This is a genomic window from Enterococcus sp. DIV0756, assembly GCF_051710745.1.
In the GTDB taxonomy this organism is placed as follows: domain Bacteria; phylum Bacillota; class Bacilli; order Lactobacillales; family Enterococcaceae; genus Enterococcus_A.
The window spans coordinates 2,578,595-2,592,078 of sequence record NZ_JBIOLF010000001.1; the positions used below are offsets into that span (position 1 = coordinate 2,578,595).

The window sequence follows — 13,484 nt, forward strand, 5'->3', positions numbered from 1 at the left end:
CTAAAGGCAGCCACAACTTCAACCTTGTGACTGCCCTTTTTTTATTTTAATGCTGTTGGATTCATTTCTTGCCATTCTTTGCTTAAGAAATAAGGATTGTTCAGCTTATACTTTTTGCCTTGAGACTTTGGAGTCTTCAAGAATGGAGCGATTTCTTTGTCTGCTGTTAACCAGCCTTTCCAACCTAAATGAATCGTATCTTGCATGAAGTACGGTGTATTTTGTTGGTTTGAATAGTCAGCGATATTCGTAAATCCCTGCGAAGTTAATTGATATTTGATCTTAGCAGAAAATTGTTTCAGCATTTCGTCGGATAATCCAGTAAATTTGGCCCAACGACCATTGACTGGTGGAATAATAAACAGTGCGTCACTATGTTTCTTCGCTAGTTGGTCTAGCGCCAATTGGAAATCAGAAAACTCTGGAGAATAGCGATAATCCCATTCTTTTTGGGAATTCGCAAACCGATCCATATGCGGTTCAATTCTTTTTTTGAAGAACTTTTGCTGAATCCCAAATTCATTTCCTTGAGTCGCTTGTTCACCTAAACGATCAGCTAGCGTATTTAGTTCGCTGTCCTCATATTTTTTCGGCAAAGCTGTCACATTTTTATCAATTTCATTCTGCTTACTGATCATTCCGATCGTACTGAATAATTCATCTTCTCGTTCCAGCATATTTAATTTTAATTTACTGAAAGTGACATCATTCTTGTTAGGCAGCTTTCCATCCATCACCGCATCTAGCATGCGTTCTAAACGTTCATCTTTTCTTACCACTCCATAATGGGTTAAACGCTTTGCTAGATATTGATCACTGGTTTGGACTTTTTTTAGATTCAACAGCCAAGTCAAGGTTTGCTCTGGGGAATAATAGGCATCAAAATAGTCACGTTTGATCCCATGTTTAACAAACCATTGCGGAGAAATGATGAAGACCACCTTTCGATCGTTCAGCTCATTTCCCAACGACTGCATCATCATGAATTGAGTCAGTGACTGGGTTCCCGGTGCGCCCATCAAAAACGGGGTGTAGCCGCGATCATACTTTTCGGCTAGGACCGATGGATGGAACGGACTGATCCGACTCAATTCAGAGGAACCAAAGAAGGGGACGTATTTATCGGTACTTAGGGCTTCCTTTGTAATACTGTTTCCTCGCAGAACATTTCCCGCCATCGAACTTGAAGCAGCTTTGATCAGCTTTGGATCGTTGCTGTTGATTTTAAATGGTGAAAAAAACAGAAGAACCAATAAACCTGCCGCTAAAAGGATCGGTCCAAAGATACCAAAAAGTTTCTTTTTCATTAGGCTTGCAATGCTTTCACTTGTTCAATAATTTTATTTGGTGTGTTCCATTGAGCGCGGTCAAACTCTGAAACTGGTACTTGTACACCTAATTGCCCTTCGATCTCAACCAATAATTGAACGGTTGCTAAAGAATCCATCAAACCTTCTTCGAATAAATCCACCTCTGGATTGTCTCTTACTTCATCTGTTCCTGTGATATCTTCTAAAATATTAAATAATGTGTCTTCCATGTTACTCGCTCCATTTCGTGTTTTTGTAGTTTAGCTGTTTATCTTCCTAGAAAGAAATTGTGAAATATTAATTTATCCAAAAAGCCTGAGAAGATCAAAAAGCTCAAGCAGACGGCGTTGAAGGTTAAGAAGATTGCCAACGCGTGGGTAAATTTATTAGATGGTATCTGTTTTTTGTGTTTCTTTTTGAATCGCAGCCACGCATCAGTCAGACAAATCAATGCGGCGTGGTAGAAGCCATACAAGATGTAATACCAAGTCAAGCCATGCCAAACGCCCATGATCAGGAACAATGCGAAGTAGCCGACATTTGATGCGACGATCCGACTCTTGAAGGTTTTCTTTTTAATCAAGGTGAACATCAAGCGCATGTAGATGTAATCGCGGAACCAAAAGGATAAGGTCATGTGCCAACGATTCCAGAATTCTTTGATGTTCCAGGATAAGAACGGCTTATTAAAGTTCGGTGGAGTCTCGTATCCCATCAGTTTGCTGGTACCTACGGCGAACAAGCTGTAGCCAGCAAAATCGAAGAACAAATACATACTATAGACATACATATAGCCGACTAGGCCCCAAGAAATGCCACCATGCTGCATTGCCATCCGATCAACGATTGGCAGTAGCACTTGACCAAAATAATAGCCGATTACAAATTTATATAAAAAGCCGACAAAAATATCGTGAACACCCGCACCTAATAAATCGACGTATTTTTCTGGTGTAGGCGGCTCCTTCAAATCCTTTTCAAAGCGGCGATACCGATCGATCGGACCAGAAGAAATCGTTGGGAAAAACAGCAGGAACTTGATATAGTTCAATGGGCTGTATTCCTTGATCATCCCATCCCGCATTTCCATGATGATCTGAACCGATTTAAAGGTCAGATAAGAAATCCCTAGAAATCCAAAGAGGGAATTTTCGCCATCCATGAATGGCGTGACTTTGACTAGGATCAAAGGGACGATACTTAAAAATACGGCTAAGTAAAAGATGCCCGCTTGATTCTTGTTTTTTCGATAATGGTTGTAACACCAAACAAGAATACTTTGGAAGAACACGTAGCCGATCAATGCCAGCCCTTGGCGATAATCCTTTCCGCCGAAAGAAACATACAAGAAGAACAGTGTGATCAGTGACTGATACCAACCGATTCGTTTGCCGCGAAGCAGTAAACTTAAAATTAACGGCAGCAGCGCGACAATCAAGATCATGAAGTAAATTGGTGACGCGTATGGGACCATGTGAGGTACAATCATCAGCTATTCACCTCGTTAATTAATCGCTTGCGGTCAATTTTGCCGTTTGCCGTTCGCGGTAATTGATCGACATAGACAAATTTTTGCGGAATCATGTATTCCATGACACCTTCCGCCAATTCTTCTTTCACTGCCTTGGTTAGCTGATACGCTTTTTCAAAGTCATTGTCATTGGCAACAACATAAGCGACTAATTGTTGAACCTTGTGGTCTTGATACTTCGGAACAACGGTCGCCTGTTTCACGTAGGAAACTTTTTCTAAATGATGATCGATGTCTTCTAATTCGATCCGAAAACCATGCAGCTTCACTTGGAAATCGATCCGGCCTTCATATAGCAGCAAGCCATCTGACTGCAAGCGTCCAGCATCACCGGTATGGTAGGCAGGAACCCCGTCAATCTCAAAGAAGGCTGCTGCTGTTTTTTCTGGATTGTTCATGTACCCTTTTGAGACGCTTGGACCTTTGATGATAATCTCGCCTGATTCTCCGGCTGCTGCTTCGTGGTCTTCATCGTAGATTAAGACTTCCGTATCTTCTTTAATATATCCGATCGGTACGCGATCATAGGTTGCCAAAACCTCTTCTGTCACTTCAATTTGTGTCATAGCCACCGTTGCTTCCGTTGGTCCGTAAGTATTAAAGATCTTCGCATTCGGGAAGCGACGCAACAATTCGGCCGCTGTCTTACGCGGCAGCTCCTCGCCACAGAATTGGAAAATCTTCAGTGAAGGCACATGTTCGCCATCAAAGGTCTTCTCCATTAGACAGATATCCATGAATGACGGTGTCGAGACCCAGACCTCCAAAGCTAAATTTGGTAAAAAACTGAATAATTTTTTGAAATCATTGATGACCGTTTTTTCCATAGGGATCAGAGTTCCGCCGCAGCAAAGGGCTGGATAAACACTCATGACCGAAAGATCAAAGGAATACGGTGCCTGTGACAAGAAGCGCATCCCTGTTTCGATCCCAAAATCCTTCAAATCCCAATTCACAAAGCTCAATAAATTCTTGTGGCTGATCTGAACACCCTTCGGTACCCCAGTGGTTCCAGAAGTAAAAATGATATAAAAGGTTTCGTCAGCTACGACTGGCTGCAGGTCCGTTGGCGCTTGTTCAGTCGTAAAGAGCTCAGCCAGCTTGGCTGGTGTCACAACTGGAATAGTCACATTGATTTCTTCGGGCCAAGGCAAAACACTTAAGATCATTGCTGGCTGTGCGACTTCTAAAATCAGTTGGATACGATCCAATGGTGTGTTTGATTCAATCGGAATATAGGCATGTCCGCTTTTAGCAGCCCCTAAAAAACTAGCGATCATTTCAAATTCCAATTCACCGAAAACAACGATTGGTGTGTTTGCTTCTATGTTCTGATTCAAATAGTGTGCTAAGTTATCAGACCATTGATGCAAGGTTTGATAACTGAACTGTTCTGTTTCTGATTGATAAGCAATTGCTTCTGGCGTTTCATTCGCCCATTGATCAATTGCTGTGATGATGTTTTGCATGATTGTCCCCCCGTTCGATTCAAGAACGAACTCTTTTCAATCGATTAAAATTCGTTGTAGATAAAATTACCGCCTTGGATACTCTTGTAATGGTATAAGTAAATTAGAATCAAAAGGACGGCAAAGTAGAAAAACGTCTTTCCAATAAAACTTAACCAGTAACGAGTAGCGGGGCGTTTAAAAAATTCCTTCATCCGATCGCCCTCTCCCTTTTATTTAATCCCAATTATAGGAGCTTGCTGGAAAATCACCATTTATTGCTCTTACATAGAGCGCTTTCAAACGAACAGTTTTGTCACATTTCCAAAAAGCAGAAAAAAGAAAGAATGTTTGGTATTATCTGAACCAAAACATCCATTCTTTTTCCTGCTACTTCATTCTATTCAGCATAAACTTTCTAGAAGCCCAGACCTGTCAGCCAGGTCATCAGCTGCTCTTCACGCTCCTGTAAATTGTCCTTCTCAGCTTGAATTTTTTCCAATCGTTTTTCTCCAGCAATCACTCCATCGGTCATAAAAACCACCCGATCTGTTCGTGCTGCCACTTTTACATCATGTGTGACTAACAAAATCGTCGTTCCCTGCTGATTGATTTCACTAAGAATATCCATCACCTCAGAGGAAGCTTTTGAGTTTAATGCTCCCGTCGGCTCATCTCCGAATAAGATTTCCGGCTGATTAATCAATGCCCGACAGATTGAAGCTCTTTGCAATTGTCCACCAGAAGCCTGCGTGATATCATTATCAGCTAATTGCTCGATGCCAGTCGCTTGCATCAACGCGTCGGCTCTTTGCTGGATCTGCTTTTTGCTCTCCTCATTGCGCAAATAGCTAGCCAACATAATATTGTCCTTGATCGTCAGATTTTTAAGCAAATTGCTTTGTTGAAAAATGAACCCCATTTTGGTTAAACGCAATTCAGATAAGACCCCTTCAGATTGTTTGGCTAGATCTAAGCCATCAAACCGAACACTTCCAGAATCAAAGCGATCCATCCCGCTGATGGCGTATAGTAAGGTTGACTTTCCCGACCCTGATTGTCCCATGATCGCAAGAAACTCCCCTTTTTGAACCGTTAATTCGATGTCTTTCAACACCTGCTGTTGATTTTCTTTGCCACTCACATAGGTTTTATTGATCTTTTTTGCTTCTAATATTTTTTCCATTTCTGATTCTCCTTACTCGGCGATTGCTTTTAAATCGCTAGCTGTTTTGATTGTTTGGGTACTGATAATGATTGATCCTGTCACTACTGCCACTAAACCTAACGGGCACAAGAGATAGCTGATGAATGGATTAACCGCTAAAGTCATATTGGAAATTCCTGGAATGATGAACCCTGCTAATGATCCGCCTAGTAAATTTGACAGCAGCGTCCCAATCACTACACTGAACGACAGGATCAGCAGCGCTCTAGTCATGTATTGTATTCGTATCTGCTTAAGCGTAAAACCCAGACTGCGCATAATTGTAATTTGACGCAGCTCTTTGGTGATCAACATTTTAAAGAACAGGATCGTGATCAAGGAGGCCACACCTAGTGATAAAATCGTGGCTGCCACAGTGACCATTTTTAATTGATCAATAATGCTTCCCAAAGTTTGATAGAGATACTCATTCAGATCGGTGATTCTAGCTGGATAAAAGGCCTCCGAATACTCCGAAATTTTCTTGTCCAAAGCGACATTGCTCTTCACATCTAAATTGATCGTTAACCAGGCAATATCCTTCACCTCAAAAGGCAAGATTGCCTTTGCTGTTTTTCCGCCCTTGGTAACATCTGGATAGATCCCACAGACTTTTAGCGGCACCTTCCTTCCATCCTTCAGCAGCACATTGACCGTATCACCAATTGATTTGTTCAATTCTTCCGCATTCAAAGAGGAAAGCGCGATCTCATTTTTGGTTTTCGGTGCATGTCCACTGGCGAAATCTAACGGGAATACAGAGAAATCCCCCACTTCGATATTCATAGTTTCATAGTCGCCATCTGCATTTTCTACCTCATACCCAACGCTGGATAATGGCGTATATTTAGCTACCTCAGGGTCTTTGGCTAAGTAATTCATCACATCATCGTAGCGTTCTTGAATATCAGCCGAATGCTGCAAATCGATTCGCAATTGACTATTTCCCGCCCCCATGTTGGAAAGAAACGCCGGTGAGTTTAACGTGTTCAATAAATTGATGGGAACGATCATAATAAAGGTACAAATTATGAAAACAAATCCAAGTAAGCCATACACCCAGATTCTGCCTAAAACATCCTTCAACCCTAGGAAAATATTGACATTGGGAAGAAATGAACGACTAAGAGTCAGCCGTTTGCTGCCAAAACGATCGTTACCCGAAAGACTTGCATTTAAGCCTTCCACAGCGGTTATTTTTTTGAAGCGCCGCAGGACGATCCGACAAGACAGCATGACAATCAGACCAATCAGCAGAACCCCCAGCAAGGGAACCAAAGCAGTCAGGAGTGTCTGATCGGTACTTCCCATATAAAGGGTAATGTTTGCGATAAAGATATCCTTTGTCAACAACGAAAGGATGTACCCAACAATGCAGGCTGAAAGAGCAATGATGAAATACTTAGTCATATACAATTTACGAATGCCTTTATCTGGAATCCCTAATGCTTTCATGACGCCGATCTCGCGATAATCCTCTTCAATCGTCGAAATCAACGTAAAGCGCAGGCATAAAAGCGCGATCAGCATAAACAAAAGTGCAATTAAAATGATGACGGCTGCCGTGATCCCATCAGAGATGCTGTTAATGTCCTGCACCAACGAATGGGTCATTAGTGAGCCTTTTTTCGGCATTTGGGTATCCTTCTGATACAATTTCTCCAATTCAGACACTTGCTCAAGATCGTGAACCTGAAATTCGATCATGTACTCGATCTCACCAATTTTCTGATGCATCGCTTCCCAGTCATGATCGGTAATCAAGAAACGCTTTGAGTTAATGATGGAAGGATTCATGATGCTGTCTCGCGTAAAAGCTTTAATGACAAAGTCCTGATCATAATTGGCACTTTTGACGCTGATCGTATCACCGATCTTCAGATCGTATTTCTGCATGTGATAAAGCGGAACAGTCACTTCGCCATTTTTTAATTTGACTGGTTGATTCTTGGTATCCAAGATAAAATCAAAGCGCTTATTCTGCTTCACAAAGGAATTATCCATCACGCTATCTGCTTCTGAGACAGCGTCTTTTCCTAAGTAAAGATTGGAACCGTTGATATTCAACAAATTAACAATTTGTGTTTCCTTAATGAGGTCTTTGTGTTTTTCCGCAAAAGCGGTCACCACCTCCACATCTAAGTCACCAGAATGTAATTGTGAATAATGACTGGAGCTGGTCGCCTCCAAAAGTTTCGCCGTTGAACCAGAGAGACTCATGATAATTGAGGAAGCACCTGAGATTAGTAAAGCTGCCAGCATAATAAATGCAAAGAGCGTTCCCACGACGACTTTATTGCGCTTCATATCCTTCTTTAATAGTTTAAATTGCATGTTTTCTCCTACCTTCTAAACAATAGTTGTAAAGCTATATCTAGAGTGTAGTAGCAAAACTTCCCGGTGCTGAGCAAAATGTAACGATTCACTGGTTTTCCTGTAACAGTTTTCCTTAGATATTTTCAGCATAAGAAAGACTTTAACAACTCACTCAGCCTTTGCTCTTATTGCTCAAAAGCTAGTTCGTGAAGCCAGACATAGCTGGATGCTGTAAAAGAATTAATTCATGTGAAAATTTTATACTTTCCTTATAAACAAAAACGTTCTGTTGTGACCCTTCACAACAGAACGTTTATTTTATAACAGTTTTTTTTGATAGACACACGTTGTCCAGTAAAATAACGTATAAACGACGAGGATTAAGCCGCAAAATAGATAGACCAGACCATAGTTCGCATTTTGGGCAATGTGAGAAATGACCGAGATCGCCAGCATACTATGAATCAACGCTAAGATCGCTGGAATAAAAAAGACCACTCGATTTTCACGTTTGATTTCTTGATAGATATTTTTTTCTGGGATACCCATTTGACGTAACAGTCCATATTTCTTACGTTTTTGCTTAAACTCAGAAAGCTGTCGCAAGGTTACCATACTTGCCGTAACAATAATAAAGGTCGTCGTTACAAAAGTAACCACAAACAAAATCAATCCCGTACTGCTGCGCGTTGCTCGATAAACATCCTGATATGACGTATATTCGGAGCGATAGATTGTTGATCCATCTTTTTTCGCGCCCTCTCCCTCAATAATGTCCCCAACGATTTGCTGGTTTTTCCATTTTAAATCATAATGCACAGGGTAGTCCCAATCGCCCTTCAAATTCTCACGAATCAGATGATTCAATTTATCTTCAAAACGATTTTCTACATCAATCACCTCAAGTGCATAAGAGATCCCTGGCGTCTTCTCAAATAATTCATCAGAAACAACGATCATTCCCGTACCGTATCGCAGACTTGTATCTCCAAAGAAATTGGGATGTGTCTCTTGTACCTTCAACTTCTGATTTTTTAAATAAATGATCTTGCTGTAATGCGTGTAATCATTCAAATATCGCTGGTAAGAACTCAAAACCACGGTCGAATCAACAGATTTCAACTGAATATCCCGCAACGTCGGATTCGTTTTTTGAAACGCTCGATAATCAGAAAGTGAAACCATGTCAGTGATTTCCGGCTGAGAATTTACCCCCTCGCCAGAGATTTCAACGCTTTGTTTCGCTGGTACTGCTTTTAAATGCAACGTTTGTCGTTGATAAGGAGCAACACTTTGTAGCTTCGGCGCCAGTTTCTGATAACTTTCCTGTGTAACCATTACTGAAGCCGGAGCGACTTCATTAACCAAACGTATTTGGATGGAAACAAGGGCTGCCATTCCCCCTAAAATTGCCAATGCCAAACCTAAAGCAACGGTGATTGACCCAAAAAAACGCCATTCACCAAATAAACGCAACTGCCACTCACTTCTTGACAGCATCCCCAAATTTTTATTCAAACGCTTCGGCCGATAAGAATTGTACCAGCGTAGCGTAAAAGCAAAAAATAAGTAGCTGCCCAGTACGCATAATAGAAAGATCAGGCCCATCAATAAGGCATTTCCTTCAAGCAAACCGAACTGGGCACTCACCGTACGGGCAAAAGTAATGTAGGTGAGGGCCATCCCCCAACCGCAAAATAAGAATATCGCACCGATAACTCCCGCAATTTTCTGCCATAAAGAGACCTTCATAGCCTGAATTTTTCGCAGACGAAGTTTTTTCAAATGAGAGAATTTATAGCCAGAAACCAGCCACAAAATCTGAAAAGAAACAACCGCCAAAATAAAGAGCACGACTAGTGCAGTAGCAACGATTGCATCGGTGGAGAAAAAGAAATGGACTCTCAGCGGCAATGCCATGGCCTTTACCAAAATCATACTAAACAACTTAGATAACAGAACACCCGCACCAATTCCGATCACAAAAGAAAAAATCCCGATAAAAAAGATTTCTAATATAAACCAGAGACAGATTTGGTAATAATTTAATCCGTATAAATGAAAGATACTAATATCCTTCCGGCGATTTCCAATGAAGAACCGATTGGTATTCGTCATAAAAAACAGCAAAATTAAGACAACTGCAAAGCTGCCAAAGCCTAGCATGCCCACCAATTGGGTATTTTTTCCTGCACTACGGATCAACGGCTGCTCATAGGTCATCGCTGTAAACGAATAATAAACCATTACTGCAAAAATCAGACTGAAAAAAAAGATCAAATAGTTCGACAATTGCTTTTTAAAGCTTCGCCAAACGATTTTAATCAGCATTGGCCTTCCCTCCTCCGCCGATTGTGGCCTGCATGTCGATGACTTTTTCAAAAAAATCTTTTCGGGAAGAACGCCGAACGATTTCCGAGAAAAAACGACCATCCTTAATAAACAACACTCGATTACAATAACTGGCCGTATAAGGATCATGAGTCACCATCAAGATCGTTGTTTCCTCATGGAGGTTCACCTCATCTAAATAATTCAAAAATTCTGAAGCTGACTTGGAATCTAAAGATCCCGTAGGTTCATCAGCAAAGAGAACCAATGGGCGGCTAATTAGGGCACGTGCCGCTGCTGTTCGCTGCTGTTGCCCAATCGAGATTTCTTCTGGATAACGTTCTAAAATCTGATCAATCTTTAATATTTTCGTTAAACGAAGCACACGCTCTTCAATTTCCTCGTTAGACAGCTTGCTGACTGTCAACGGTAATATGATATTATCCTTAACTGTCAAACTATCAATCAGATTGAAATCCTGAAAGATAAAACCGAGATTTTCTCGCCGAAAGTCAGTCAAACGATTCTCCCGCATCTGTGTAATATCCGATCCGTTAATTTTGACTGATCCCATTGTCGGCAATAAAATTGTTGATAGAATATTCATCAAGGTTGTCTTGCCAGCACCACTAGGTCCCATGATCCCGACAAACTCGCCTTTTTCTACACTGAAATTCAGATCGCTTAAAACCGTAACTTTATTATTTCGTGTGCCAAAGCTTTTACTAAGATGTTGCACTTCAATCATTTTTTTCATGTGTCTCCTCCTCGGATTGAAAAAAATACTAGTTCTTTGTCCGAGTCCTCCTCGGACAACCGTCTCAAAAAAATAAGTAAATGAATTCCTATTTTTAATATCCAAAATTTTTTCTTTATGGTATCATATTTGGGGCAGATTCTTATGTGAAACGTCCTTCAATATTCTTACATTTTTTTCACTTTTTCGAAAAAATATTTTTTGGTTATTTTATTTTAAATGGAAGCTTGGCCTTATCAGCTTTCTTATATCTTTCAGTAAACAAGCACACTATATATAGTGTGTTTTTCTTTTTTTACAAAAAAATAATACTATATATCGTTGCAACCACATCAGAAATACTATATGATTGATAATGAACTTTAAAGGAAATGGAGTTGTTTACAATGATGGAAATCCACACAAAAGATTCGTTGTTCAACGAATATCAACCGTCGTTAAAAAGTATTAAGGTCGTAAAACGTGATGGTCGTCACACAGCGTTTGATGATCAAAAAATTTATGATGCGTTAATCAAGGCAGAAACGAAAATTAAGGGATCTGTTGATCCATTGGCTCATGAACGTATCCAGTCAATCGTTGAGCGCGTAGATGCAGAAATTTCAGAACGTTTTACTAGTGATATCAAAATTTATGAAATTCAAAACATTGTGGAGCATACATTATTAGAACACAACGAATACGAATTAGCGGAAGAATATATCAATTATCGCACACGTCGTGACTTTCAGCGTAGTAAAGCGACGGATATCAACTTTACGATCGGGAAATTGATTAATAAAGACCAAACTGTCGTAAATGAAAATGCCAATAAAGATAGCGATGTCTTTAATACACAGCGTGACTTGACGGCCGGGATCGTCGGGAAATCGATTGGTCTGAAAATGCTGCCGCCACACGTAGCTAACGCGCACCAAAAAGGAGATATTCACTATCATGATTTAGACTACCATCCATATACACCGATGACTAACTGCTGTTTGATTGACTTCAAAGGCATGTTAAACAACGGCTTCAAGATCGGGAATGCGGAAGTGGAAAGTCCTAAATCAATCCAAACTGCGACAGCTCAAATTTCACAAATCATCGCTAACGTGGCTTCAAGCCAATATGGTGGCTGTTCGGCAGACCGGACTGACGAATTATTAGCTCCTTTTGCGCGCCTAAATTACGATAAGCACTTAAAAGATGCAGAAGAATGGATTGATGATCCTGAAAAACAAAAAGCTTTCGCAAAACAAAAAACCCGTAAAGATATTTACGATGCGATGCAAAGTTTGGAATATGAAATCAATACGTTATTCACCTCGAATGGACAAACACCTTTCACCTCTCTAGGCTTTGGTCTCGGGACAGATTGGTTTGAACGTGAAATTCAAAAAGCGATTCTGCAAATCAGAATTGAAGGTCTGGGCAGCGAAAAACGCACAGCGATCTTCCCTAAACTGATCTTTACCTTGCGTCGTGGAACGAACTTGAATCCAAGTGATCCGAACTACGATATTAAAGAATTGGCTTTAGAATGTGCGACAAAACGGATGTATCCAGATATCTTGAACTACGATAAATTGATCGAATTAACTGGCAGTTTCAAAGTGCCAATGGGTTGTCGCTCATTCTTACAAGGCTGGAAAAATGAACAAGGTGAAGAAGTCAATGCTGGTCGGATGAACCTTGGTGTAGTTACCTTGAACTTACCGCGGATTGCGTTAGAATCTGGCGGCAACAAAGAAAAGTTCTGGTCATTACTAGAAGAACGCCTGCAAATCGCCAAAGACGCACTAGTTTTCCGGATCGATCGTTGTAAAGAAGCAACGCCTGCAAACGCACCGATCCTTTATCAATACGGCGCATTCGGCAAACGCTTGAAACGGACCGATGCAGTTAACGAATTGTTTAAGAATAAACGAGCAACCATTTCTTTGGGGTATATTGGTCTTTACGAAGTAGCCAGCGTTTTCTACGGCGGCGAATGGGAAGACAATGCCGAAGCGAAAGACTTCACCATTGACATCATGAAAGACTTGAAAGAACACGCAGATGCATGGGGCAACGAATATGGTTACCACTTCAGCGTTTATTCAACACCAAGTGAAAGCTTGACTGATCGCTTCTGCCGTCTAGATACAGAACGCTTCGGGATCGTTGAAAATATTACAGACAAAGACTACTATACAAATAGCTTCCATTACGATGTTCGTAAAAATCCAACACCATTTGAAAAATTGGACTTTGAAAAGGATTATCCGAAATATTGTTCCGGCGGGTTCATCCACTATTGTGAATACCCTGTTCTGCAACAAAATCCAAAATCATTGGAAGCTGTTTGGGACTATGGTTACGATCGCATCGCTTATCTAGGAACGAATACACCGATCGACCACTGTTACGAATGCGGCTTCGAAGGCGACTTTAAACCAACGAAACGTGGCTTTGAATGTCCACAATGCGGCAATCATGATCCAAAATCATGTGACGTTGTTAAACGAACTTGCGGCTACTTAGGAAATCCTCAAGCACGCCCAATGGTTCACGGTCGTCATGAAGAAATCGCATCACGAGTAAAACACATGTAAAAAAGCTC

General features: G+C 40.8%; 10 protein-coding genes. 1 reads left to right on the plus strand and 9 read right to left on the minus strand.

What is annotated here, in order from left to right:
• Positions 1-41 precede the first annotated feature (41 nt).
• From dltD to IGI44_RS12590, 9 genes are all read right to left on the minus strand, one after another.
• Positions 42-1,307 carry a D-alanyl-lipoteichoic acid biosynthesis protein DltD gene (dltD, locus tag IGI44_RS12550; RefSeq protein ID WP_438788038.1) on the minus strand — a complete coding sequence of 422 codons (1,266 nt, stop codon included), beginning with the start codon at positions 1,305-1,307 and terminating at the stop codon, positions 42-44.
• Positions 1,307-1,540 (minus strand): D-alanine--poly(phosphoribitol) ligase subunit DltC, encoded by a 234-nt coding sequence (gene dltC / locus IGI44_RS12555; protein ID WP_438788039.1) that lies wholly within the window; start codon positions 1,538-1,540, stop codon positions 1,307-1,309. The genes dltD and dltC overlap by 1 nt, the downstream gene beginning before the upstream one ends.
• 38 nt (positions 1,541-1,578) lie before the next feature.
• Positions 1,579-2,799 (minus strand): D-alanyl-lipoteichoic acid biosynthesis protein DltB, encoded by a 1,221-nt coding sequence (dltB, locus tag IGI44_RS12560; protein WP_438788040.1) that lies wholly within the window; start codon positions 2,797-2,799, stop codon positions 1,579-1,581.
• On the minus strand, positions 2,799-4,310 hold the full coding sequence (dltA, locus tag IGI44_RS12565) for a D-alanine--poly(phosphoribitol) ligase subunit DltA (protein ID WP_438788041.1): 1,512 nt from the start codon (positions 4,308-4,310) through the stop codon (positions 2,799-2,801). Before dltA ends, dltB begins: the two co-directional genes overlap by 1 nt.
• A gap of 44 nt (positions 4,311-4,354) precedes the next feature.
• On the minus strand, positions 4,355-4,504 hold the full coding sequence (locus IGI44_RS12570; RefSeq protein ID WP_216409024.1) for a teichoic acid D-Ala incorporation-associated protein DltX: 150 nt from the start codon (positions 4,502-4,504) through the stop codon (positions 4,355-4,357).
• A 203-nt stretch (positions 4,505-4,707) separates the two neighbouring features.
• Positions 4,708-5,475, minus strand: a complete 768-nt coding sequence (locus IGI44_RS12575) for an ABC transporter ATP-binding protein (RefSeq protein ID WP_438788042.1) — start codon at positions 5,473-5,475, stop codon at positions 4,708-4,710.
• A gap of 12 nt (positions 5,476-5,487) precedes the next feature.
• Positions 5,488-7,830 (minus strand): ABC transporter permease, encoded by a 2,343-nt coding sequence (locus tag IGI44_RS12580; protein ID WP_438788043.1) that lies wholly within the window; start codon positions 7,828-7,830, stop codon positions 5,488-5,490.
• A gap of 300 nt (positions 7,831-8,130) precedes the next feature.
• Positions 8,131-10,143: an FtsX-like permease family protein gene (locus IGI44_RS12585; protein ID WP_438788045.1), complete on the minus strand. Its 2,013-nt coding sequence runs from the start codon at positions 10,141-10,143 to the stop codon at positions 8,131-8,133.
• A complete protein-coding gene (locus IGI44_RS12590) occupies positions 10,133-10,900 on the minus strand; it encodes an ABC transporter ATP-binding protein (protein ID WP_438788046.1) in 768 nt (255 codons plus the stop codon). Before IGI44_RS12590 ends, IGI44_RS12585 begins: the two co-directional genes overlap by 11 nt.
• A gap of 386 nt (positions 10,901-11,286) precedes the next feature.
• Between IGI44_RS12590 and nrdD the strand changes: the two genes are divergently transcribed.
• Positions 11,287-13,476, plus strand: a complete 2,190-nt coding sequence (gene nrdD, locus IGI44_RS12595) for an anaerobic ribonucleoside-triphosphate reductase (RefSeq protein WP_438788047.1) — start codon at positions 11,287-11,289, stop codon at positions 13,474-13,476.
• Positions 13,477-13,484: the final 8 nt, after the last annotated feature.

Bases quoted from the DNA above. Each gene is read 5' to 3' on its own strand.
- dltD (WP_438788038.1), bottom strand. From the start codon at position 1,307: ATGAAAAAGAAACTTTTTGGTATCTTTGGACCGATCCTTTTAGCGGCA.
- dltC (WP_438788039.1), bottom strand. From the start codon at position 1,540: ATGGAAGACACATTATTTAATATTTTAGAAGATATCACAGGAACAGAT.
- dltB (WP_438788040.1), bottom strand. From the start codon at position 2,799: ATGATTGTACCTCACATGGTCCCATACGCGTCACCAATTTACTTCATG.
- dltA (WP_438788041.1), bottom strand. From the start codon at position 4,310: ATGCAAAACATCATCACAGCAATTGATCAATGGGCGAATGAAACGCCA.
- IGI44_RS12570 (WP_216409024.1), bottom strand. From the start codon at position 4,504: ATGAAGGAATTTTTTAAACGCCCCGCTACTCGTTACTGGTTAAGTTTT.
- IGI44_RS12575 (WP_438788042.1), bottom strand. From the start codon at position 5,475: ATGGAAAAAATATTAGAAGCAAAAAAGATCAATAAAACCTATGTGAGT.
- IGI44_RS12580 (WP_438788043.1), bottom strand. From the start codon at position 7,830: ATGCAATTTAAACTATTAAAGAAGGATATGAAGCGCAATAAAGTCGTC.
- IGI44_RS12585 (WP_438788045.1), bottom strand. From the start codon at position 10,143: ATGCTGATTAAAATCGTTTGGCGAAGCTTTAAAAAGCAATTGTCGAAC.
- IGI44_RS12590 (WP_438788046.1), bottom strand. From the start codon at position 10,900: ATGAAAAAAATGATTGAAGTGCAACATCTTAGTAAAAGCTTTGGCACA.
- nrdD (WP_438788047.1), top strand. From the start codon at position 11,287: ATGATGGAAATCCACACAAAAGATTCGTTGTTCAACGAATATCAACCG.